The 21,956-nt window shown below is 60.6% G+C and carries 19 protein-coding genes, 1 pseudogene and 1 riboswitch; of the genes and pseudogenes, 13 read left to right on the forward strand and 7 right to left on the reverse strand.

The features are described from left to right. Positions 1 to 107: 107 nt before the first annotated feature. From K5K89_RS27125 to K5K89_RS27145, 5 genes are all read left to right on the forward strand, one after another. The gene (locus K5K89_RS27125; protein WP_222540568.1) at positions 108 to 1,103 is read left to right on the forward strand and encodes an ArsR/SmtB family transcription factor; all 996 of its coding nucleotides are present in this window, start codon (positions 108 to 110) and stop codon (positions 1,101 to 1,103) included. A gap of 19 nt (positions 1,104 to 1,122) precedes the next feature. After that, positions 1,123 to 2,313: a methionine adenosyltransferase gene (gene metK, locus K5K89_RS27130; RefSeq protein ID WP_222540569.1), complete on the forward strand. Its 1,191-nt coding sequence runs from the start codon at positions 1,123 to 1,125 to the stop codon at positions 2,311 to 2,313. A 222-nt stretch (positions 2,314 to 2,535) separates the two neighbouring features. Beyond that, the gene (locus K5K89_RS27135; RefSeq protein ID WP_222540570.1) at positions 2,536 to 2,886 is read left to right on the forward strand and encodes a hypothetical protein; all 351 of its coding nucleotides are present in this window, start codon (positions 2,536 to 2,538) and stop codon (positions 2,884 to 2,886) included. 95 nt (positions 2,887 to 2,981) lie between these two features. Beyond that, a complete protein-coding gene (ligB, locus tag K5K89_RS27140) occupies positions 2,982 to 4,646 on the forward strand; it encodes an NAD-dependent DNA ligase LigB (RefSeq protein WP_222540571.1) in 1,665 nt (554 codons plus the stop codon). A gap of 44 nt (positions 4,647 to 4,690) precedes the next feature. Beyond that, entirely contained in the window at positions 4,691 to 5,086 is a 396-nt protein-coding gene (locus K5K89_RS27145) for a DUF1090 domain-containing protein (protein ID WP_222540572.1), read from the forward strand. Between the two features lie 6 nt (positions 5,087 to 5,092). Here the strand turns inward: K5K89_RS27145 and K5K89_RS27150 are convergent, their stop codons facing one another. Beyond that, entirely contained in the window at positions 5,093 to 5,542 is a 450-nt protein-coding gene (locus K5K89_RS27150) for a c-type cytochrome (protein ID WP_071490334.1), read from the reverse strand. Between the two features lie 129 nt (positions 5,543 to 5,671). Between K5K89_RS27150 and K5K89_RS27155 the strand changes: the two genes are divergently transcribed. Then, positions 5,672 to 6,856 carry a murein transglycosylase A gene (locus K5K89_RS27155; RefSeq protein ID WP_222540573.1) on the forward strand — a complete coding sequence of 395 codons (1,185 nt, stop codon included), beginning with the start codon at positions 5,672 to 5,674 and terminating at the stop codon, positions 6,854 to 6,856. Between the two features lie 86 nt (positions 6,857 to 6,942). Here the strand turns inward: K5K89_RS27155 and K5K89_RS27160 are convergent, their stop codons facing one another. After that, complete coding sequence (locus tag K5K89_RS27160) at positions 6,943 to 7,329, reverse strand: MAPEG family protein (protein ID WP_010207167.1); 387 nt, start codon at positions 7,327 to 7,329, stop codon at positions 6,943 to 6,945. Positions 7,330 to 7,531: 202 nt separating this feature from the next. Between K5K89_RS27160 and K5K89_RS27165 the strand changes: the two genes are divergently transcribed. After that, positions 7,532 to 8,791, forward strand: a complete 1,260-nt coding sequence (locus K5K89_RS27165) for a cation:proton antiporter (RefSeq protein WP_092242070.1) — start codon at positions 7,532 to 7,534, stop codon at positions 8,789 to 8,791. Here the strand turns inward: K5K89_RS27165 and K5K89_RS27170 are convergent. The 3 genes and pseudogenes from K5K89_RS27170 to K5K89_RS27180 all read right to left on the reverse strand — a co-directional run bounded on the left by K5K89_RS27170 (position 8,785) and on the right by K5K89_RS27180 (position 12,149). After that, positions 8,785 to 9,672, reverse strand: a complete 888-nt coding sequence (locus K5K89_RS27170) for a formate/nitrite transporter family protein (protein ID WP_071490337.1) — start codon at positions 9,670 to 9,672, stop codon at positions 8,785 to 8,787. The two genes, K5K89_RS27165 and K5K89_RS27170, sit on opposite strands and share 7 nt — an antisense overlap. A 56-nt stretch (positions 9,673 to 9,728) precedes the next feature. Continuing rightward, a pseudogene (locus tag K5K89_RS27175) lies at positions 9,729 to 11,641 on the reverse strand (patatin-like phospholipase family protein). 103 nt (positions 11,642 to 11,744) lie between these two features. After that, positions 11,745 to 12,149 (reverse strand): acyl-CoA thioesterase, encoded by a 405-nt coding sequence (locus K5K89_RS27180; RefSeq protein WP_222540574.1) that lies wholly within the window; start codon positions 12,147 to 12,149, stop codon positions 11,745 to 11,747. A gap of 198 nt (positions 12,150 to 12,347) precedes the next feature. Then, positions 12,348 to 12,454, forward strand: a riboswitch (S-adenosyl-L-homocysteine riboswitch). Positions 12,455 to 12,475: 21 nt separating this feature from the next. Between K5K89_RS27180 and ahcY the strand changes: the two genes are divergently transcribed. The 5 genes from ahcY to K5K89_RS27205 all read left to right on the forward strand — a co-directional run bounded on the left by ahcY (position 12,476) and on the right by K5K89_RS27205 (position 19,045). Further along, complete coding sequence (gene ahcY / locus K5K89_RS27185) at positions 12,476 to 13,885, forward strand: adenosylhomocysteinase (RefSeq protein WP_071490339.1); 1,410 nt, start codon at positions 12,476 to 12,478, stop codon at positions 13,883 to 13,885. Positions 13,886 to 14,080: 195 nt separating this feature from the next. Next, complete coding sequence (gene metF / locus K5K89_RS27190) at positions 14,081 to 14,926, forward strand: methylenetetrahydrofolate reductase [NAD(P)H] (protein WP_071494443.1); 846 nt, start codon at positions 14,081 to 14,083, stop codon at positions 14,924 to 14,926. A gap of 76 nt (positions 14,927 to 15,002) precedes the next feature. After that, positions 15,003 to 16,085, forward strand: coding sequence for a hypothetical protein (locus K5K89_RS27195; RefSeq protein ID WP_222540575.1), 1,083 nt, complete (start codon positions 15,003 to 15,005; stop codon positions 16,083 to 16,085). Between the two features lie 63 nt (positions 16,086 to 16,148). Continuing rightward, entirely contained in the window at positions 16,149 to 16,940 is a 792-nt protein-coding gene (locus tag K5K89_RS27200; RefSeq protein ID WP_222540576.1) for a substrate-binding periplasmic protein, read from the forward strand. A 221-nt stretch (positions 16,941 to 17,161) separates the two neighbouring features. Beyond that, positions 17,162 to 19,045, forward strand: a complete 1,884-nt coding sequence (locus K5K89_RS27205; protein WP_071490343.1) for a DEAD/DEAH box helicase — start codon at positions 17,162 to 17,164, stop codon at positions 19,043 to 19,045. Between the two features lie 64 nt (positions 19,046 to 19,109). On the opposite strand, the gene K5K89_RS27210 is transcribed toward K5K89_RS27205, so the two are convergent. Then, positions 19,110 to 19,688, reverse strand: a complete 579-nt coding sequence (locus K5K89_RS27210; protein WP_071490344.1) for a YceI family protein — start codon at positions 19,686 to 19,688, stop codon at positions 19,110 to 19,112. A 32-nt stretch (positions 19,689 to 19,720) separates the two neighbouring features. Next, entirely contained in the window at positions 19,721 to 20,272 is a 552-nt protein-coding gene (locus tag K5K89_RS27215; protein ID WP_222540577.1) for a cytochrome b, read from the reverse strand. Positions 20,273 to 20,545: 273 nt separating this feature from the next. Here K5K89_RS27215 and K5K89_RS27220 point away from each other — a divergent pair, with 273 nt between their 5' ends. Continuing rightward, the gene (locus K5K89_RS27220) at positions 20,546 to 21,952 is read left to right on the forward strand and encodes an adenosylmethionine--8-amino-7-oxononanoate transaminase (RefSeq protein ID WP_093120675.1); all 1,407 of its coding nucleotides are present in this window, start codon (positions 20,546 to 20,548) and stop codon (positions 21,950 to 21,952) included. Positions 21,953 to 21,956 lie beyond the last annotated feature (4 nt).

Consider the following 21,956-nt stretch of genomic DNA (forward strand, 5'->3'; position numbering starts at 1 on the left):
TCTAAAGGTTATAGCGACTGCTTATAACCGCCACTTATCGACCAATATCAAAACTTTTTGATATTGGCCTTGCGGGGACGCCCACCCGTCACTAGACTGCTGGCCTTATGAATATACCCATGCCCTCACTGCGCCCCGACGACGGCGATGAACTGGCAGCCTTGTGCAAGGCCGCTGGCGACCCGTTGCGTTTGAACGTGTTGCGCGCATTGGCCAACGATTCCTTTGGCGTACTGGAGCTGGCGCAGATCTTCGCCATCGGTCAGTCCGGCATGAGCCACCACCTGAAGGTATTGGCCCAGGCCGAGCTGGTGGCGACCCGCCGTGAAGGCAATGCGATTTTCTATCGGCGCGCCCTGCCCCACACCGAGCTGCTGGGCGGCAAGCTGCACGCCGCGCTGCTCGAAGAAGTGGACAGCCTGAGCCTGCCGGTTGACGTGCAATCGCGCATCGGCCAGGTCCACGGGCAGCGCGCCGCCGCCAGCCAGGACTTTTTCGCGCGGGTAGCAGAGAAGTTTCGCGCCCAGCAGGACCTGATCGCAGGTCTGGCTCAATACCGCGACAGCGTACTGGCGCTGCTGGACAAGCTGAGCTTCAGTGATGAGGCCACGGCCCTGGAAGTCGGCCCGGGTGACGGCGGTTTCCTGCCGGAACTGGCGCGGCGCTTTCACCAGGTCACGGCACTGGACAACAGCCCGGCGATGCTCGACCTGGCACGCCAGCTCTGCGAGCGCGAGTCGCTGGGCAATGTCCGCCTGCAACTGGCCGACGCACTGAGCAGCACGACAATCAAGGCGGACTGCGTGGTGCTGAATATGGTCTTGCACCATTTCGCCGCCCCCGCCGAGGCCCTCAGGCAAATGGCCGGGCTGCTGCACCCCGGCGGTAGCCTGTTGGTTACGGATTTATGCAGCCACAACCAGAATTGGGCCAGGGAGGCCTGCGGTGATCTCTGGTTGGGTTTTGAACAGGATGACCTGGCCCGTTGGGCCACCGCTGCGGGACTCGTTCCCGGGGATAGCCTCTATGTAGGTTTACGCAATGGTTTCCAGATCCAGGTCCGCCACTTTCAGCGGCCGGCTGGCGACACTCACCATCGGTAAATATCAGGAAAACATCGAGATGAGCGAATACTCCCTTTTCACCTCCGAGTCCGTGTCTGAAGGGCATCCGGACAAAATCGCCGACCAGATTTCTGATGCGGTGCTGGACGCCATCATTGCTGAAGACAAGTTCGCCCGTGTGGCGTGCGAGACCCTGGTGAAAACCGGTGTAGCGATCATCGCTGGCGAAGTGACCACCACCGCCTGGGTTGACCTGGAGCAGCTGGTTCGTGATGTGATCACCAACATCGGCTACAACAGTTCCGACGTCGGCTTCGACGGTGCTACCTGCGGCGTGATGAACATCATCGGCAAGCAGTCCCCGGACATCAACCAGGGTGTAGACCGCGCCAAGCCCGAAGACCAGGGCGCCGGCGACCAGGGCCTGATGTTCGGCTACGCCAGCAACGAAACCGACGTGTTGATGCCAGCACCGATCACCTTCTCGCACCAGCTTGTGCAGCGTCAGGCAGAAGCCCGCAAATCCGGTCTGCTGCCGTGGCTGCGCCCTGACGCCAAGTCCCAGGTGACCTGCCGTTACGAAGGCGGCAAGGTCGTGGGTATCGACGCGGTTGTACTGTCGACCCAGCACAACCCAGACGTGTCCTACGCCGACCTGCGCGAAGGCGTGATGGAGCTGATCGTCAAGCACGTGCTGCCGGCCGAACTGCTGAGCAAGGACACCCAGTTCCACATCAACCCGACAGGCCAGTTCATCATCGGTGGCCCGGTAGGCGACTGCGGCCTGACCGGTCGCAAGATCATCGTCGACAGCTACGGCGGCATGGCCCGTCACGGCGGCGGCGCGTTCTCGGGTAAAGACCCGTCCAAGGTTGACCGCTCGGCAGCCTACGCGGGTCGTTACGTGGCAAAGAATATCGTCGCGGCCGGCCTGGCCGAGCGCTGCGAGATCCAGGTTTCCTACGCTATCGGCGTGGCTCAGCCTACGTCGATCTCGCTGAATACCTTCGGCACCGGCAAGATCAGCGACGACAAGATCGTCAAGCTGGTGCGTGAGGTCTTCGACCTGCGCCCTTACGCGATCACCACCATGCTCGACCTGCTGCACCCGATGTACCAGGAAACCGCAGCGTACGGTCACTTCGGCCGTACCCCTGCGCAGAAGACTGTCGGCGACGACACCTTCACCACCTTCACCTGGGAAAAAACCGACCGCGCCAACGACCTGCGTACCGCCGCCGGCCTGTAAACGCTCAAGGTGCACAAAAGCCCCGCCAGGTTCGCCTGGCGGGGCTTTTTATTGCATTGCACTTTGCGCGACACCCCTCACACTTTTTGGATCCAAAGCTTGCAGGCCCAATGATGGCCCTCTAGAATCCGCGCCCTCTCGGGCCTCTCACCTTATTTGGATATTGCCCTGCGCCAGCCCGGGATTCCCAAGCGCGCAGGCAATCGAACATTGAGGTTTTTCATGCGCATCTCCACGCTCGCCCCTGCCGCCCTTCTGCTCAGCCTGTTCGCCGTGCCGGCCCACGCCGCCGACCTGAGCGCACTGAGCGGTGCCCTGAGCTCGCAGCTCGGTGGCGGCAATTCCGGCGACTGCCAGAAGCAAGCCGCAGACCTGCAAACCAAGATCGATGCAGCCGAAGCCCAGAAGGACACCTTGAAAGTGAAGGCTTTCAAAGCCGCTCAAGACCAGATCAACAAAGGCTGTGACAAACTTTCCCAAGCGCAGGCCAAAGCCGATGCCAAGCAACAAACACAGGAAGCCAAGGCTGATAAACCTGACGCGGTGAAAGCCCTGGGCGGCCTGTTCAAGTAAACAGAAACACCCGGTAAAAAGCCCCGCGCTGTCGGGGCTTTTTTGTAGCCGCAGGGTTCCATTAGGCTGGGCACCCTTTTCGAGCAAGGATGCTCATGATGCGTCTACCGATAGCCCTTTTACTCAGTATTTTACCGTTCAGCCTGTGGGCCGAAGATTGCCCCGACGATGCTCGGGCACAGGTCAGCACCCTGGCCGAACAACTCCGCCAGTGGGATGACAGCTACCACCGGCTTGGCCAATCCCCTGTGAGCGATGAGCTCTACGACCAGGCCCGCCAGCGACTGGCCCACTGGCGCCAGTGCTTCCCCGACACCCCTTTGACGCCCGACAACCCACTGGCGAGCGCACGCGGTACCCGGCCGCATCCCGTTGCCCATACCGGCCTGGAGAAACTGCTGGATGAACAGGCAGTCGCTGCCTGGCTGGTCAACCGCGAGGATGTCTGGATTCAACCGAAGGTGGACGGTGTGGCGGTGACCCTGGTGTATCGCAAGGGGCGCCTGAGCCAAGTCATCAGCCGCGGCGATGGAGCAAGGGGTCACGACTGGTCTGCCTCGGCGCGCAAAATCCCCGGCATAGTCCAGCAGTTGCCCGAGCCCATTGATCTCGTATTGCAAGGCGAACTCTATTGGCGCCTCGGCGACCATGTGCAGTCGGCAAATGGCGGGCTCAATGCCCGCAGCAAGGTGGCCGGGTTGATGAACCGCAAGCAATTGAGCGACACCGACGCCGCAGGCATTGGCTTGTTCGTCTGGGCTTGGCCGAAAGGGCCGGCGACATTTACCGAACGCCTCGCCACACTGGCACGCTGGGGCTTCACCGATAGCCGACGCTACAGCCATCCCATTCGAAACATCACCGAAGCCTCGCATTGGCGCACCTATTGGTACAACCATCCATTGCCGTTCGCCAGCGATGGCGTGGTGCTGCACCAGGCGCAGCACGCACCCGCCGAACGCTGGCAGGTTAATGCGCCGTATTGGGCAGTCGCCTGGAAGTACCCAGCGGCCAAGGCGTTGGCACTGGTGCGCAACGTTGAGTTCAAGGTCGGACGCACCGGACGCATCACCCCCATGCTGGAACTGGAGCCGGTACGCTTGGACGACCGGAAAATCAGCCGGGTAAGTGTCGGCTCATTGGTACGCTGGCAAGCGTTGGATATCCGACCTGGCGACCAGGTCGCGGTCAGCCTGGCGGGCCAGGTTATTCCTCGGTTGGACGCGGTCATTTTGCGCAATACCACCAGGGTTGACCTGCCAGTGCCCAACCCTGCCAAATTCCATGCGCTGAGCTGCTGGCAACTGGACCCCGATTGCGAGGAACAATTACTGGCACGCCTTACCTGGCTCAGCGGCAACCAGGGCCTCGCGTTGCCACACGTAGGTCGCGAAACCTGGAACGTATTGATCCAGGCCGGTCTAATCGCAGGCTTTCTCGATTGGTTAACCCTGGACGCGGCAGAGCTTGCTAACATTGATGGCTTCGGTGATCGCAGCCGCGAACGCCTACTCGAAAGCCTTCACAGCGCTCGGCAGCGGCCCTTTGCACAATGGCTCAAGGCCCTGGGTGTACCGCCTGCGGCACGTAACAACCTGGAGGGCGACTGGCAGACGCTGGTCGCCAGAGACACCCAGGCCTGGCTGAACATTGATGGCATCGGCCCGGGCCGCGCAGCGCAACTGAGCGCTTTTTTTCGCGACCCGCATGTACAGGCCTTGGCTGAAACATTACGCATGGCGGGGATAGACGGGTTTTGAACCCCGCTGCCCCCCGCCATCAGATTGCGACTTTGGAGCCCCACATGAAATTTCTAGCCCCTTTTGCCTTGCTGACCGTCGCAAGCTTCATGACCACACCGTTGCTGGCCGCTGAACAAGCCGCCCCCCTCACCGGCTGCGCCGCCAAACGCCAAGCCATCAGCAGCCAGATCGAACAAGCCAAGGCCCACGGCAACAGCGCGCAACAAGCCGGCCTGGAAAAAGCCCTGAGTGAAGTCACCGCCAACTGCACCGACGCATCCCTGAAGAAAGAGCGTGAAAACAAGGTACTCGACGCCAAGCACGAAGTCAGCCGCCGTCAGGCCGACCTCGACAAGGCCATGAAAAAAGGCGACGCGGACAAGATCAACAAGCGTAAGGACAAGCTCGCCGAGTCCCGCAAGGAACTGCAGGACGCGGTGGAAGAACTCGACCAGTAAAACCGGTCAGTGGTCCCGGAACTGTTTATGGCAGGCGCTGCAGGCATCTTCGACTTTCTGCACGGCCGGCCCCAGGTTACTGGCCTTGTAAGGCTGCACCTGGCTGGCGGTCACCAATTCGCCGGTGGCCGCTTCAAGGTTGCGGGCCAGTTGCTGGAATTGCGCCTGTTTCTGCCAGACATCGTCCTTGGCGCTGGTGTTATCTTCTTCGCGCACGCTTGGGAAATGTTTCCAAGGCTCATGGGACAAGGCGTCGAGCTTGACCGCACCCTCGGCAAACTTGGCGCCGTCAAACGGGATGCGCCCGCGCAACATGCCGCCCAGGTCTTCGCCGGTCTTGAGCATCTGTTTGAAGATTGCCTTGCGCTGGCCCAGCGGCGAATTCGGATCAACACCGCCGCAGGCGGACAGGGCCAGGCAGGCCAGCAGTACAACAGTCAGTCGTTTAAAAGTCATGGTGGCTTCGAGGTCACGGGAAACGGCGGCCAGTATCCTCGCCCCACCCACAAAGACCAATAGCCCTATTAATAATAAGGGTTGCCCGAAGGTGTTACAGCGCGGGCAATCGCTTCAGGAAGTGTTTGTATGTATGTCATGTCGAAACCCTGGAGCCGCCGCCTGGCGTGGGCTCTGCCGATAATCGTGCTGCTGGCCGGCTGCGATGCGGGTAAAGAAGCAGCCAAAGATGAAACTTCCAAGCCTCACGCCGTCGCGACCTATGTCAGCGCGCCGTGGGAAGCGCTACCCGCAGTATCCGACAACGATTTGCTGGCCGGTTTCGAATCCTGGCGCAGCGCCTGCCAACGCCTCAAGGCCGACCCGGTCTGGGGCGCGACCTGCGCAGCCGCCGCTACGGTGCCCGCCAATGCCGTGGCCGTGCGCGGGTTTCTCAAGGAGCGCCTGGATGTGTTCGGCCTGCGTTCGGCCGACAACACCCCGAACGGCTTGATCACCGGTTACTACGAACCGGTCTACCCCGGCAGCCTGACCAAAACCGCCAAAGCCAATGTGCCGGTGTATGGCGTACCGGACGACCTGATCATCGTTAACCTGGAAAGCATCTACCCCGAACTCAAGGGCAAACGCCTGCGCGGTCGCCTGGAAGGTCGCGTACTCAAGCCCTACGACGACGCCAGTGCCATCAATGGCCAAGGTTCCACGGCCAAACCGATTGCCTGGCTGACTGACCCGATGGACCTGCAATTCCTGCAAATCCAGGGCTCAGGCCGGATCCAACTGGCCGGAGGGCGCCAACTGCGCGTCGGTTATGGTGACCAGAATGGCTACCCCTATCGCCCCATCGGCCGCTGGTTGGTGGAGCAAGGGCAGTTGAAGAAAGAAGATGTGACCATGGGCGCCATCAGCGCCTGGGCCAAGGCCAACCCGCAGCGCATCCCGGAACTGCTGGCGAGCAACCCCAGCTACGTCTTCTTCAGCGCCCGCCCCGACAGTAACGAAGGCCCGCGCGGTTCGTTGAACGTGCCGTTGACCGCAGGCTACAGTGTGGCGGTGGATCGCAAGGTGATTCCACTGGGCAGCCTGCTGTGGCTATCGACTTCCAAACCGGACGGTTCACCCATCACTAGGCCCGTCGCCGCCCAGGACACCGGCGGTGCGATCACGGGCGAAGTGCGCGCTGACCTGTTCTGGGGCACCGGCGACGCAGCGGGAGAATTGGCGGGCAACATGAAACAGCAGGGGCAGATCTGGATGCTGTGGCCCAAGGGCGCAGCACTGCCGCATGTACCGGATGCACCTAGCGGGACCTGAAAACGCTTTGCCAAAATCGGTTCATTGGGATGGACAAGCGCGCTCACCACAAGACGCGCGCTCACCAAAAAGCCCATATTTAACCGTCAGATCGAGACAAAGAAGAAACTCGCAATCAACGCCATCCCCACAAACCACACCAGCGAACGCAGCATCGCCCAGTCCGCCAGGTAACAGATGATGTACAGCAGGCGGCTGGTGATAAACAGCACAGCCAGCACATTGATGGTCACTAATTCGGCCGTACCGGCCAGGTGCGCGATGATCACTGCAGCCGCAAACGCCGGCGTGACTTCAAAGCTATTGAGCTGCGCACTATGCGCACGCTTGGCAAACCCTTCGAGGGTGTCCAGGAACGCCCGGGGGTCGTGGTTCTGCCGTGGCCCGAACTTGCCACCACTGAACTTGGCCACACCTGTACACAGATAAGGCAGGAAAATTGCGATCAACACACACCAGAAGGCCACCGTCATCACTGATTCCTTTTTTAATTTTGTTTTAAGTTTTAAACAGAAATTAGAGTTTTAGCACTAAACCTGTAAAACCGCACCCACCGCTATGAACCGCCACGTCCGGAAAGGTTCTATCGGTGATTTGTCCCCACCCCTGCAACATCGTGCCGCTGTTGCGGTCCATCCCCCATCAACGCTCTCCCCCACCTTCCAAGGACCCCGGATGCTTGAACTTGTCGCCGCCTTCATTTGCCTCACCACCCTGCTCACCTACGTGAACTTTCGCTTTATCGGCCTGCCACCTACCATCGGCGTGATGGTCACGGCGCTGGTGTTTTCACTGATCCTGCAAGGCTTGAGTTTTCTCGGCTACCCCGGTCTTGAGGAACGCATCCAGCAACTGATCGGCCAGATCGACTTCGGCGATTTGTTGATGAACTGGATGCTCTCGTTCCTGCTGTTCGCCGGCGCCCTGCACGTCAACCTTAACGACCTGCGCAGCTACCGCTGGCCCATCGGCCTGCTGGCGACCTTCGGCGTGCTGATCGCCACCGTGGTGATTGGCAGCCTGGCGTATTACATCTTTGCCTTGTTTGGCTGGCATGTGAGCTTCCTCTACTGCCTGCTGTTCGGTGCACTGATTTCCCCCACCGACCCGATTGCGGTGCTGGGCGTACTGCGTACCGCCAATGCCTCCAAACCCCTGAAAACCACCATCGTCGGCGAGTCGCTGTTCAATGACGGCACGGCAGTCGTGGTGTTTACCGTACTGCTGGGGATCGCACAGCTGGGCGAGACGCCCACCGTGGGCGCTACCGCCATGCTGTTTGCCCATGAGGCCATCGGCGGCGTGGTGTTCGGTGGCCTGATCGGCTACCTCGTTTACCTGATGATCAAGAGTATCGAGCAGCACCAGATCGAAGTGATGCTGACTCTGGCTCTGGTCATCGGCGGCTCGGCAATGGCCACCGAACTGCACGTCTCGGCGCCGATCGCGATGGTGGTCGCCGGCCTGATCATCGGCAACCTGGGGCGCAAGCTGGCCATGAACGATATGACCCGTCGCTACCTGGACGGCTTCTGGGAACTGCTCGATGACATGCTCAACGCCCTGCTGTTTGCGCTGATCGGCATGGAACTGTTGCTGTTGCCGTTCAACTGGCTGCACGTGTTCGCCGCCAGCCTCCTGGCCGTGGCGATTCTGCTGTCGCGCCTGCTGACGGTTGCTCCGGCCATTCTGTTGTTGCGCCGCTGGCGCACGGTGCCACGCGGGACCATCCGCATCCTGACCTGGGGTGGTTTGCGCGGCGGGGTTTCAGTGGCGCTGGCATTGGCCTTGCCACTGGGCCCGGAGCGCGATTTGCTGCTGAGCATCACCTATATCGTGGTGCTGTCGTCGATCCTGTTGCAGGGGTTGAGCATCGGCAAGCTGGTCAAGCGCGTAACCCGGGACGAGCCCCAGGCCGCGCCTGACACTCACTGATCCTTGTTGATCCGCTGCGGATGCCTCGGGTCCGCAGCTTTTTTGCCCGGCAGGCTGCTTTCGCTGCGAATCTGTGCATGACTGATCAGTGCAAAGATAAAGCTGCCGCCAATGATATTGCCCGCCAGGGTCGGCCCGGCGAACACCAGCCAGAAGTCCTTCCACGGCAACTCGCCGGCAAACACCAGGTACGACACCTCCGCCGAGCCGACAACGATATGAGTGAAGTCGCCCAATGCCATAAGGTAGGTGATCAAGATAATGATCCACATCTTGGCACTCTCCATGGACGGGATCATCCATACCATGGTGGCGATCATCCAGCCGGAAACGATGCCCTTGGCGAACATCTGGCCGGGGTCGTTCTCCATGATCTTGCGCCCGATCTCAAGGAAGGCCATGTCGGTCTTGGTATCGAAGATCGGCAGGTGCAGCATCACGTACGCCACTAGCAAGGTGCCGCACAGGTTACCCACCAGCACCACCGACCATAACCGCAGCAGGCGCCCGGCGTTGCTCAGGGTGGGCTTGCTCATCACCGGCAACACGGCGGTCAGCGTGTTTTCGGTGAACAACTGCTGGCGAGCGAGGATCACCGCCAGGAAGCCCGCGCAGTAACCGAAGCTGGCGATCACCTTGAAGGCTTCGCCCTCCGGCAGACGCGAGTTGAGCAGCCCCATGGCCATCAGCGACAGGCCCATGGTCAGGCCGGCCGCCAGCGCCGACCACCACAGGGCGGCGACGCTGCGCTCGAGCTCCTGGTCGCCCTGGGTGCGGATGATTTCGTGCAGCACCGCCGCGCGAGGCGGCTGGTTCTTGTCCACGTCCTGCTGCTCTTCCTGCGACAGGTTGGGGGTCTTGCCGTCTGTTTGGGTGGCCATGATTTACCAGAGTCCGAGGGGTACCTGTAGCTACGACACGGCCCGACGATGGCTGTTCAGTGGCCTGACGATTTAACTGGTATGCGCCAGGCTTTGGCAGCTTCCACAGTGGTAGACAGATCGGAGTACTCCAGGGGTTATTGCGCGCACTTGTAGTGCTTGACGATATCGTCGATCACTTGGTGGCATCCGCCAAGTCACGGGCGGCACGCCGCAACAGTTCGATATTGGCCTGCGGCTGGCCAGGCCGATAGAGCGACGGGTAAATGACTTCCCGCATGAAATTTTCGGCCTTTACCGCCACATCACGCCTGTTCATCTGCACAACCGCGTTCGTCATGACCTTCGACATCGCCACTTCGTTACCAGAAGGCTGCCCGTTCATCACTTGCAGAAGCTGCTGAAAATTAGGCCTGCCGGCTGCGTTGAGACGCCGTCCCAACCACTCGACACGCTCGGGACGACGTGCCAGCGCATCCAGGTTACGCAACGCCGCCGCCAACCTGGGAGTCAGCGTCAGCTTGTCACTGGCCTGATTGGCTTCGGTAATGGCGGCATCCAGTTCCTGCATTGCTTGCTGTGCGCTCTTGCGAAACATCAACACATCCTTGGCGGCGGGATCCTTCTCCAGATAACTCTCAACGCTCGCCAGCATTTTGTCGTCCATGGCCAACACAGCGTCGTCCAATGACTGGAATTGGTAACGCTCACGCAACGCGGCACGCTTTTCCAGGTGCGCGCTTACCGCCGTACGCGCCGATGCTTGCAGATGCTTCTTCTGATCGTCGGTCATGGTGAAATTGACCGTGCCACCGAACACGCCACGGAAGTCGCCCTTTTCTGATTTCAGCGGTAACACGACAGTCTGATCCGCTTGTGCCTTGAGCTTGTCTTCCTGATACCTCCAGGCCGCCGCATGCGGGACACCAATGATCCTATCGAGCAAGCCGCTCACAGCGCTGCCTGCCTTGGCAGGCTCCGGGGTTTCCGACTCGAACCTGACGACCAGTGACTCGGTCTTGCTCAGAGGGCTTTCTGGAAAAGGCGGATCAATCACCGCAGAAGACGGCGTGTTGACCAGCAGTCCACCATCCAGAAATGCCGTTTGCTCAGCGTGCTCCTGAAAGGCATGGCCCTGCTCTATCGGGCTTTTGAACAACCCAGGTAATGAGCCAGATATAAGAGCCGCCCGGGCAATGTCCATGTCCGGTGTGGTGCTCGCATTGAACACCACCAACTGCGGTCGGCCATCGAACAGGCCGGTTCCCGTGATGTTGAGCTGCTTGACTGCAGGAATGTGACGACTCAACACCTCAATGTCGCGAAAAGTCGGTCCTTTCCCGGCACTGAGCCGGTCTGCAATCTTCATGACGCCGGCGGGCCGGTCTACCCGCCGGGTCCCGGCGATCTTCGCCAGCAGCGACTTGCGCGCCTCATTGCCGATCAGGTCTTTCAGGGGCTGCGCTTCGGTTTGCAGGCGCGGTATCAGGGTGAACAATAACTGCGCGATATTTCCCGCCGTACCTGACAAGCGCCCTGCCAATTTTCCAATTTCAGTACTGGCATTCTGTAGCTTTGCAATAAAAGGATTCTTGCTGTTCAGCAATTCAGCCAGGTTGAGTCTGTTCGACAGGTTTTCAAAGGTCTTGGCATCCAGGCCACTGGCCAGCAACGCAGCAGAAATCGCGCCCGCGGAGGACGCGGAGATCACTTTGACGCCCACCAGTGCCTTGTGGTTTTCAAGTGCCTGGGCCATGCCCGGGAAAGCAATGCCCTTGGCCCCACCCCCACTCAATACAAGATGCGTAAGCGGCGGCGGTGACAAAACCACTTCCACCTGGCCATCGCTGAATCGCTCAAGGCTCACTTTGCGCTCGCCCACGTCTTTGACCAGCGATGCCTTTACATTCTTTTCTACATTCTCCGGCGGCTGAGACTGAGCAGTGGAATGCGAGCTGGACACTTTCATATTCATACGCGCCATTCTCTACAGGATGTCATCCTGAGTGACGCGAGAGCCTGGACAGGTCCATCCGGAATGATTTGGTAAAGCAAATCGACCCGGTCCGCGATTACTGTGGAGGAATGTCGTCCTTGAACTGGTCCTTCACATACCTGATCTCAGTGCGGCCATGAGGCGCTGGCAGGCCATCTTCACCAAGGTTGACGAAGACCATTTTTTCCACGGTGAGAATGCTACTGCGGGTGATCTTGTTGCGCACTTCACAGGTCAGGGTGATGGAGGTGCGACCGAACGCAGTGGCGGTGATGCCCAGTTCGATGATGTCGCCCTGGCGCGAGGCGCTGACGAAGTTGATTTCGGAGATGTACTTGGTGACGACGCGTTGGTTGCCCAGTTGAACAATGGCGTAGATGGCCGCTTCTTCGTCGATCCAGCGCAGCAGGCTGCCGCCGAACAGGGTGCCGTTGGGGTTGAGGTCTTCGGGTTTTACCCATTTGCGGGTGTGGAAGTTCATGTTCACTCCAAAGCGTGTTGCCCAATGATGGGCAACATCATGGCAGACGCCCGCCCCAAGCTCTACGCGCCATTGCCTATCAACCCCATGAGCGATCTTCATATGGCCGACAGAAAGGCTTGGGAAGTCTGGCGCACACGGCTATAATCGCCCCCGCTTCAAAACGGTTATCTTCGGTTGATACCGTTCTCCCGCCACCTGTCCGAGGGGCGCTGCAGCAGGTTCAACCTGTCAGGCTCGGATGGGGCGTTGTCCGGCCTGGTCTACCTGGCCTGATACTAAACGCACAACGGCGCCCATTCGCACACTACGAATGGAGGCTCTTCATGAGCGCTGTCAACACGCCTGCAGATTTCAACGACTACAAAGTCGCCGACATGTCCCTCGCTGCCTGGGGCCGTCGCGAAACCTTTATCGCCGAATCCGAAATGCCTGCCCTGATGGGCCTGCGTCGCAAGTACGCCGCTGAGCAGCCGCTCAAGGGCGCGAAGATCCTCGGCTGCATCCACATGACTATCCAGACTGCCGTGCTGATCGAAACCCTGGTTGCCCTGGGTGCCGAAGTGCGCTGGTCGTCCTGCAACATCTTCTCGACTCAAGACCAGGCCGCTGCCGCAATTGCTGCCGCCGGTATCCCGGTGTTCGCCTGGAAAGGCGAGACCGAAGAAGAGTACGAGTGGTGCCTGGAGCAAACCATCCTCAAAGATGGCGCGCCTTGGGATGCCAACATGATCCTCGACGACGGCGGCGACCTGACCGAGCTGCTGCACAAGAAGTACCCGCAGGTCCTCGACCGCGTCCACGGTGTGACCGAAGAAACCACCACCGGCGTACACCGCCTGCTGGACATGCTGGCCAAGGGCGAGCTGAAAATCCCGGCCATCAACGTCAACGATTCGGTGACCAAGAGCAAGAACGACAACAAGTACGGCTGCCGTCACAGCCTGAACGATGCCATCAAGCGCGGCACCGACCACCTGCTGTCGGGCAAGCAAGCCCTGGTGATCGGCTACGGCGACGTGGGCAAGGGTTCGTCCCAGTCCCTGCGTCAGGAAGGCATGATCGTCAAGGTTTCCGAAGTCGACCCGATCTGCGCCATGCAAGCCTGCATGGACGGTTTCGAAGTGGTTTCGCCGTTCATCAACGGTCAGAACGACGGTACCGAAGCGAGCATCGACAAAGCCCTGCTGGGCAAGATCGACCTGATCGTGACCACCACCGGCAACGTGAATGTGTGCGACGCGAACATGCTCAAAGCCCTGAAGAAGCGTGCCGTGGTCTGCAACATCGGTCACTTCGACAATGAGATCGACACCGCTTTCATGCGCAAGAACTGGGCATGGGAAGAAGTGAAGCCTCAGGTGCACAAGGTTCACCGTACCGGCCCGGGTGATTTCGACCCACAGAACGACGACTACCTGATCCTGCTGGCTGAAGGCCGCCTGGTTAACCTGGGCAACGCTACCGGCCACCCAAGCCGCATCATGGATGGCTCGTTCGCCAACCAGGTACTGGCCCAGATCTTCCTGTTCGGCCAGAAGTACGCCGACCTGTCGCCTGCCCAGAAAGCCGAGCGCCTGACCGTGGAAGTACTGCCGAAGAAACTCGACGAAGAAGTGGCCCTGGAAATGGTCCGCGGCTTCGGCGGCGTGGTAACTCGACTGACCAAGACCCAGGCCGACTACATCGGCGTGACCGTTGAAGGTCCGTTCAAGCCGCACGCTTACCGCTACTGATTTGCTCACCACCCGCTCTCCTTGTGAGGGCGGGCCTTTAATGTGGGAGGGGCGGTGCGACGATTCGACTTGCCCCCGATAACGAAATGCCAGTTAACAGATATGTCGACTGACACGCCCTCATCGGGGGCAAGTCCCCTCCCACATTAAATCGGTGCATGACTTCCGGTATCTGAGTTTCAAAGGGTTATTACCATGTCCCAAGACCGTCGCTACAGCTTCGAGTTCTTCCCAACCAAGACCGATGCTGGGCATGAAAAACTGATGGCGACTGCCACGCAGTTGGCCAGCTACAACCCGGACTTCTTCTCCTGCACCTACGGCGCTGGCGGCTCGACCCGTGACCGCACGATCAACACCGTGTTGCAGCTGGAAAGCCAAGTCAAAGTTCCCGCCGCTCCGCATTTGTCATGCGTGGGCGACAGCAAGGCCGACCTGCGCGGCCTGCTGACCCAGTACAAAGCTGCTGGTATCAAGCGCATCGTCGCCCTGCGTGGCGACCTGCCGTCCGGCATGGGCATGGCCAGCGGCGAGCTGCGCTACGCCAATGACCTGGTGAGTTTCATTCGTGAAGAAACCGGCGACCACTTTCATATCGAAGTCGCGGCTTACCCGGAGATGCATCCACAAGCACGCAATTTCGAAGACGACCTGCAGAACTTCGTGCGCAAGGCCAACGCTGGCGCCGACAGTGCGATCACCCAGTACTTCTTTAACGCCGACAGCTACTTCTACTTCGTCGAGCGTGTACGGGCCATGGGCGTGAACATCCCGATCGTGCCGGGCATCATGCCGATCACCAACTACAGCAAGCTGGCGCGTTTCTCCGATGCTTGCGGTGCCGAGATCCCACGCTGGGTGCGCAAACAGCTGGAAGCCTATGGCGACGACGTCAAGAGCATCCAGGCGTTCGGCGAACAGGTCATCAGCACAATGTGTGAAGAATTGTTGCAAGGTGGCGCGCCAGGGTTGCACTTCTATACCCTTAACCAGGCTGAGCCGAGCCTGGCCATCTGGAACAACCTCAAGCTGCCGCGCTGAAGGTTGCCCGGCGGTGCCAAGGCCCTCGTCTACGAGGGCCTTTGTCGTTTTACATGCCCACGGAACCCAGCAGTCCATGAATACAGTGCCCACGCCGTCCCGCCCACAACTGGTCTACCTGGTCTTCGGCTCCGAGACCTACCACCAGGAAGCGGTGTTCAGCATCGCCAGTGCGCTGGCTTTCCTGCAGGCAACCCCGGAAGCCGCCGTGGATATCCAGGTATTCAGCGACAACCCCGAGCCCTATCGCCTTTTGCCGGTACGCGTACGCCCGCTGGACGAAGCTACCCGCAAACGCTGGAGCGAACCCTACGGCTATCACTTCCGTACCAAGCATGTGGTATTGCGCCAAGTGTTGGAAGAATCGCCGGTGGCCATGCTGATAGACACCGATACCTTCTTCCATCACTCACCGATGGACCTGTTCGAGCGCGTGCAACCCGGCACCCTGCTGTGCAATGCCTTCTACAGCAAGTACGGCGACAACCACGAGAGCATTCTCTACACCGCCTTGCGCCAGCGCCTGCTGGACATGGGCGTGGCCGACGATGACATGATGACGCTCAACTCCGGGGTCATGGGCCTGACGCAACAGGATGCGCACATCCTCGACCGCTCCATCGCCTTGATGGACGAACTGTTCCCCTATGCCCAAGGCGCGTACACCCTCGAAGAGTTCTGCCTGTCGATCGCCGCCTATCGCACCGTCAACGTGCGCGAATGCCCGGACCTGATCCACCACTACTGGAGTCGCAAGCAGCTGTTTCGCGCCAAGGTCAAGGCCTGGATCGCCAAGCATGCGGCCGCGCCCACCAGCGCACTGGCGTTGGCCGACACTCGCAAGGTGTCCTCGCACCTGCCACGCCCTCCCCGCTTGCAGCGCCTTCTGTACAAGCTGATCACGCTGGTGCTGCCCAAGCACCAGCAGCAATTCATCCGTGAAATTCTCTACGGCTGCTACGAGCATGAGAACGAGTTCGACCAGGCGTGTGGCCCGGTTTGGTGGGACAAGGCCCGGCAGAACCTGGAAGAACGCCAGAAGCGCCCGATCGACACTCATCAGTTGGAGCACTGGTTTGCCAACCCCGTGGTACGCCTGATCCTCGGCGAGCGACGGGCAGCGATCTACGAACACTTGATGACCTCTCCGGGCAAATAGCCCCGCCCGCAGATGCGCGTGCCAGAGCTTCTCTTTAGTGCGGGAGCGTCGTAACCTCAGGGCATGCCCGTCATTCTGAAGTTGTTGACTGCTGCCCTCTTCACTTGCTTGAGCCTCGCCGCTTATGGCGAGAAACTGCGCATTGTCACCGAGCCCTGGGCGCCCTACGTGTATGAGGACCAGGGCAGCATGCGGGGGCTGGATTATGAAACCACAGTGATTGTGTTCCAGCGCCTGGGCGTAGATGTGGAATGGCAGTTCCTGCCCTGGAAGCGCTGCCTGGCCATGCTGGACCAAGGCCATGCCGATGGCGCTTTGGATATTTTCCACAGCCATGAGCGCGACGCCTTGCTGCTATACCCCAGTGAGCCGTTGTCCGAAGTGCAGTTCACGCTGTTCTACGCCAATGAGCGACCCCACCCAGTGCAAAGCCTCGAAGACCTGAGCGGCCTGACCGTCGGCACGTCGCCGGGCTACCTGTACGGCGCGGCGTTCAGCGACTCCAGTCTGTTCAACCGCGAACCGGCACCGAGCCATGAGGCCAACTTTGGCAAATTGATGCTGGGACGCATCGACCTGGTGATCACCGACCGTCGAGTGGGCCAGCATGTGATCAAGGCGCTAGGCCTGGAAGGCAAGGTCAGCCAGGCACCGGCCGTGGTCAGCCGCCAGCAGCAATTCCTCGCGGTACGCCGTGGTGCAGGCATGGACCTCCTGGTACAGCGCTTTGCCGCCGAGCTCAAACGTTTCAAGCAGGAGCCGGCCTATAGCGCCTTGAGTGCCAAATATGGTGGAATCCAGGCCATTACGGCCTCTGAACACACCGTTGAGCAGCAGGAAAGCAGCGCGCCGTGATTGCTCTGTTATACTCCGGCCTTTCCGCCAGGCTCACGCCCGGCCGCTGAGGTCTTGAAAAAGGCAGCCAACCCCGCTACAGCGCAGCTTTCAGCCCGCGCGAGCCGGTGGAGTGCCCGCCAGACGCAGCAGGACCGGACGGGGTTGCGCTCCCCTAAGCGCCATTCACGCCCGGCAAGATTATCCCTTTGGGCCAAGCCCTAACTAAAACAGGATTACTCATGTCCTTTGCTTCCCTCGGTCTCTCCGAGGCTTTAGTCCGCGCCATCGAGGCAGCGGGCTATACCGAGCCTACTCCGGTGCAACAGCGGGCCATTCCCGCCGTGTTGCAAGGCCGCGACCTGATGGTTGCGGCTCAGACAGGTACGGGTAAAACCGGCGGTTTCGCCCTCCCGATTCTGGAGCGGTTGTTCCCCAACGGTCATCCGGACAAATCCCAGCGTCACGGCCCACGCCAACCGCGTGTACTGGTCCTGACCCCAACCCGCGAACTCGCCGCCCAAGTGCATGACAGCTTCAAGCTGTATGCCCGCGACCTGAAGTTCGTCAGCGCCTGCATATTCGGCGGCGTCGGCATGAACCCACAGGTTCAGGCCATGTCCCGTGGCGTCGACGTGCTGGTGGCCTGCCCCGGTCGTTTGCTCGACCTGTGCGGCCAAGGCAGCGTCGACTTGTCCCACGTGGAAATCCTCGTGCTGGACGAAGCCGATCGCATGCTCGACATGGGCTTTGTCCATGACGTGAAAAAGGTCCTCGCCCGCCTGCCGGCCAAACGCCAGAACCTGCTGTTCTCGGCCACGTTCTCCCAGGACATCACCGCCCTGGCCGGCAAGCTGTTGCACAACCCGGAGCGCATCGAAGTCACGCCGCCGAACACCACGGTCGAGCGTATCGAGCAACGCGTCTTCCGTCTGGCCGCCAGCCACAAGCGTGCGCTGCTGGCGCACCTGATCACCGCAGGCGCCTGGGAACAGGTGCTGGTGTTTACCCGCACCAAGCACGGCGCCAACCGCCTGGCCGAGTACCTGGACAAGCACGGCCTCACCGCCGTCGCCATCCACGGCAACAAGAGCCAGAACGCGCGCACCAAGGCCCTGGCTGATTTCAAGGCCGGCTCGGTGCGCATCCTGGTGGCCACCGATATCGCCGCTCGCGGCCTGGATATCGACCAACTGCCGCACGTGGTCAACTTCGAGCTGCCGAACGTCGATGAAGACTACGTACACCGTATCGGCCGTACCGGCCGTGCCGGTCGTTCGGGCGAGGCCATCTCCCTGGTCGCGCCGGACGAAGAAAAACTGCTGAAAAGCATCGAGCGCATGACCAAGCAGAAAATCGCCGATGGCGACCTGATGGGCTTCGATGCCAGCGCCGTGGAGGCCGAAAAGCCAGAAGCGCGCGAGCGCCCGGACGTGCGCAACCCACGCAACCCACGCGGTCCGAAGGGCGATGGCCCGAACGGCGGCGGGGGTGGCGGTGGTCGTCGCGACAAGGGCAAGGACAAGGGCAAGGAAAAATCCGCCACCAGCGGCCGTGGCGAACGCCCGGCCCGTGAGCAGAAGCCCCGCGAAGGCACCCCGGCCCGCGAACAGCGCCAGCCGAGCCAGCCGCCACGCGCTGCTGCCGACCGTGCTCCGGACGAGTTCCTCGACGACGATGTGGATAACTTCGGTAACCGCGTTGACTACGTGCCCCAGGCCAAACCGGCCCAAGGCCGTGGCCGTCGCCCTGGTGCTCCGGCGCAAGGCGCGGGTGCAGGCGCTCCACGTGGCGGCCAGCCACAGGGCGGCCGTCAGAATGGCCCTCGCAACAGCAGCGGCGGTACCACCGGTACGCCGCCTGCCAAGCGCAATGGCCCGCGCAATGGCGCACCCCGTGACGGCCAGGCCCGTCGCGAAGACTCGCGCAACAACAACCGCCGCCCGGCCCGTGACGACCAGCCTCGCTTGTCCGAACCGGCTGTGCAGAACCCGCGCGGTGGCCCGGCGCCGAAGATCATCCACAAGGAGTCGAAAGTAGATCGCTTCCCGACACCGGAGCAACTGGATCAGTTGCCAGGCCGTCCTCGTGGTGAGAAGCCAGCGCTGCTGACACGCAATCGCTGAGTTTTATAGCCCCCTAAAAAAGCCCCGCATCTTTCGATGCGGGGCTTTTTTGTGCAGGCAGAAATTACTTCTGCTTAACACCTTCCAGCGAGATGTCCAGGTCCACTGTCTGCGAGGACGGGCCTGGGCCTTTGATACCGAAGTCGTTCAGGTTGACGGTGGTCTTGGCATTGAAGCCGGCACGTTCGCCGCCCCATGGATCCTTGCCTTCACCGTTGAAAGTGGCCTTGAAGGTCACAGGCTTGGTCACGCCGTGGAAGGTCAGGTCGCCGGTTACGTCAGCGGTTTTTTCGCCAGTGGGCTTGACTGCGGTGGACACAAACTTGGCGTCGGCAAACTTGGCAACGTCCAGGAAGTCTTTGCTGGCGATGTGCTTGTCACGCTCTGCGTGGTTGGACCATAGGCTGGCGGTCTTCACATCGACCGCGATTTTGCTGGCCTCTGGCTTGGCGGCATCCCAGCTGAAGGTGCCGTCCCAGTCCTTGAAGGTACCGTGAATGTAGCTGTAGCCCAGGTGGCTGATTTTCCAGTCGATGAAGGCGTGCTGGCCTTCTTTGTCGATCTTGTAGTCAGCAGCCATCACCTGGCCTGCGGACAGCAGGGCAGTACCGATTGCCAGAGCAGCGAGGGTCTTTTTCAACATGCTTTCTATTCCTTGTGAGTCGAGGTTGAACATCAGGCTTTGCGCCCCAGCATTCGCGTGAGGGTCGCATCACGATCGATAAAGTGGTGTTTCAATGCAGCCACGCCGTGCAAGCCAGCGAAGACCACCAACACCCAGGCCAGGTACAGGTGCACAAGGCCGGCGGTATCTGCCTGGTCCGGTAGCCCGGAAACCACGGCAGGAATCTCAAACAGACCAAACACCGGGATACCGACACCGTCTGCGGTGGAAATCAGGTAACCGGCGATCATCACGGCAAACAGCCCGAGATAAAGGAAGGCGTGACCAAAGGCCGCGCCGATACGGGTCATGCGGCTGTAACTGGCCAGCGGTGGCGGCGGCGGGCTCACCAGGCGCCAGACGATACGCACCAGCATGATGGCGAACAGCGTGATGCCAATGCTCTTGTGCAGGTCCGGCGCTTCTTTGCGCCAGGCGCTGTAGTAGTCGAGACCGACCATCCACAGGCCCAGGGCGAACAAGCCAAACACCACCAGGGCCACGCCCCAGTGCAAAACCATGCTGACCCAACCATAGCGGGCCGGTGAATTGCGTAGCTGCATGTACTTAATCCCGTAAGAACTGTGCCCAAGACTAGCGATTTACCTATCGAATTAAAGCGGAAAATTTCGCTTTGAAATATCGAGAAATACGATCAAGAGGTTATGCACAGTACGTTAACAATGGATTAAGGACTATTCCTAAGAAACGTGACAGACCGTCTCGCGTTTACTGCGAATTCACCGGTAATGGCTTGTGACACAGCCGCCCATTGCATAGGCTTGCGCGATTGTTTCACCTGCGCCGGCCGCAGGACCGCTTCGAGGAGATCACCGATGGGCTTGAACAACCAGTGGATGCAACGCGACCTTGCCGTGCTGTGGCATCCCTGCACCCAGATGAAAGACCACCAGCAACTGCCGCTGATCCCGATCAAGCGCGGTGAAGGCGTATGGCTGGAAGACTTCGAAGGCAAGCGTTACCTCGACGCCGTCAGCTCGTGGTGGGTCAACGTGTTCGGCCACGCCAACCCGCGTATCAACCAGCGCATCAAGGACCAGGTCGATCAACTGGAACACGTGATCCTCGCCGGTTTCAGCCACCAGCCGGTGATCGAGCTGTCCGAGCGTCTGGTGGCGATGACGCCCGAAGGCCTGACCCGGTGCTTCTATGCCGACAACGGCTCGTCGTGCATCGAAGTCGCGCTGAAAATGAGCTTCCACTATTGGCTCAACCGCGGCCTGCCGAACAAGAAGCGCTTCGTCACCCTGACCAACAGCTACCACGGCGAAACCATCGCCGCGATGTCGGTGGGCGATGTGCCGCTGTTTACCGAGACCTACAAGGCGCTGTTGCTCGACACCATCAAGGTGCCGAGCCCGGACTGTTACCTGCGCCCCGAAGGCGTGAGCTGGGAAGACCACTCGCGCACGATGGCCCGGGTGATGGAACAGACCCTCGCCGAGCACCACGACACCGTGGCCGCTGTGATTATCGAACCGTTGATCCAGGGCGCTGGCGGCATGCGCATGTACCACCCGGTTTACCTCAAACTATTGCGCGAAGCCTGCGACCGTTACGGCGTGCACTTGATCCACGACGAAATCGCTGTTGGCTTCGGCCGTACAGGCAGTATGTTCGCCTGCGAGCAAGCCGGTATCCGCCCGGACTTCCTGTGCCTGTCCAAGGCGCTCACCGGCGGCTACCTGCCGCTGGCAGCCGTGGTCACCACCGAAGACGTGTACAGCGCGTTCTACGACGACTACCCCACCCTGCGCGCCTTCCTGCACTCTCACAGCTACACCGGCAACCCGCTGGCGTGTGCGGCGGCACTGGCGACCCTGGATATCTTTGAAGAAGACAACGTCATCGAGAACAACAAGGCCCTGGCCCAGCGCATGGCCACTGCCACTGCGCACCTGGTGGACCACCCTCACGTCTCGGAAGTACGCCAGACCGGCATGGTGCTGGCCATCGAGATGGTCCAGGACAAAGCCACCAAGACCGCCTACCCGTGGCAGGAACGCCGTGGCTTGAAGGTATTCGAGCATGCCCTGGAGCGCGGTGCGCTGTTGCGGCCGCTGGGCAGTGTGGTGTACTTCCTGCCGCCCTATGTGATTACCCCGGAGCAGATCGACTTCCTCGCCGAGGTCGCCAGCGAAGGCATCGATATCGCCACCAACAGCACAGTCAGTGTGGCGGTGCCAAAAGACTTCCACCCAGGCTTCCGTGATCCGGGCTGATTGC

Source organism: Pseudomonas sp. DR208, assembly GCF_019823005.1.
Lineage (GTDB): Bacteria > Pseudomonadota > Gammaproteobacteria > Pseudomonadales > Pseudomonadaceae > Aquipseudomonas > Aquipseudomonas extremorientalis.

What these genes read in the sequence shown, in the direction of transcription:
- K5K89_RS27125 (WP_222540568.1), top strand. Translation starts at nt 108, where the DNA reads ATGAATATACCCATGCCCTCACTGCGCCCCGACGACGGCGATGAACTG.
- metK (WP_222540569.1), top strand. Translation starts at nt 1,123, where the DNA reads ATGAGCGAATACTCCCTTTTCACCTCCGAGTCCGTGTCTGAAGGGCAT.
- K5K89_RS27135 (WP_222540570.1), top strand. Translation starts at nt 2,536, where the DNA reads ATGCGCATCTCCACGCTCGCCCCTGCCGCCCTTCTGCTCAGCCTGTTC.
- ligB (WP_222540571.1), top strand. Translation starts at nt 2,982, where the DNA reads ATGATGCGTCTACCGATAGCCCTTTTACTCAGTATTTTACCGTTCAGC.
- K5K89_RS27145 (WP_222540572.1), top strand. Translation starts at nt 4,691, where the DNA reads ATGAAATTTCTAGCCCCTTTTGCCTTGCTGACCGTCGCAAGCTTCATG.
- K5K89_RS27150 (WP_071490334.1), bottom strand. Translation starts at nt 5,542, where the DNA reads ATGACTTTTAAACGACTGACTGTTGTACTGCTGGCCTGCCTGGCCCTG.
- K5K89_RS27155 (WP_222540573.1), top strand. Translation starts at nt 5,672, where the DNA reads ATGTATGTCATGTCGAAACCCTGGAGCCGCCGCCTGGCGTGGGCTCTG.
- K5K89_RS27160 (WP_010207167.1), bottom strand. Translation starts at nt 7,329, where the DNA reads ATGACGGTGGCCTTCTGGTGTGTGTTGATCGCAATTTTCCTGCCTTAT.
- K5K89_RS27165 (WP_092242070.1), top strand. Translation starts at nt 7,532, where the DNA reads ATGCTTGAACTTGTCGCCGCCTTCATTTGCCTCACCACCCTGCTCACC.
- K5K89_RS27170 (WP_071490337.1), bottom strand. Translation starts at nt 9,672, where the DNA reads ATGGCCACCCAAACAGACGGCAAGACCCCCAACCTGTCGCAGGAAGAG.
- K5K89_RS27180 (WP_222540574.1), bottom strand. Translation starts at nt 12,149, where the DNA reads ATGAACTTCCACACCCGCAAATGGGTAAAACCCGAAGACCTCAACCCC.
- ahcY (WP_071490339.1), top strand. Translation starts at nt 12,476, where the DNA reads ATGAGCGCTGTCAACACGCCTGCAGATTTCAACGACTACAAAGTCGCC.
- metF (WP_071494443.1), top strand. Translation starts at nt 14,081, where the DNA reads ATGTCCCAAGACCGTCGCTACAGCTTCGAGTTCTTCCCAACCAAGACC.
- K5K89_RS27195 (WP_222540575.1), top strand. Translation starts at nt 15,003, where the DNA reads ATGAATACAGTGCCCACGCCGTCCCGCCCACAACTGGTCTACCTGGTC.
- K5K89_RS27200 (WP_222540576.1), top strand. Translation starts at nt 16,149, where the DNA reads ATGCCCGTCATTCTGAAGTTGTTGACTGCTGCCCTCTTCACTTGCTTG.
- K5K89_RS27205 (WP_071490343.1), top strand. Translation starts at nt 17,162, where the DNA reads ATGTCCTTTGCTTCCCTCGGTCTCTCCGAGGCTTTAGTCCGCGCCATC.
- K5K89_RS27210 (WP_071490344.1), bottom strand. Translation starts at nt 19,688, where the DNA reads ATGTTGAAAAAGACCCTCGCTGCTCTGGCAATCGGTACTGCCCTGCTG.
- K5K89_RS27215 (WP_222540577.1), bottom strand. Translation starts at nt 20,272, where the DNA reads ATGCAGCTACGCAATTCACCGGCCCGCTATGGTTGGGTCAGCATGGTT.
- K5K89_RS27220 (WP_093120675.1), top strand. Translation starts at nt 20,546, where the DNA reads ATGGGCTTGAACAACCAGTGGATGCAACGCGACCTTGCCGTGCTGTGG.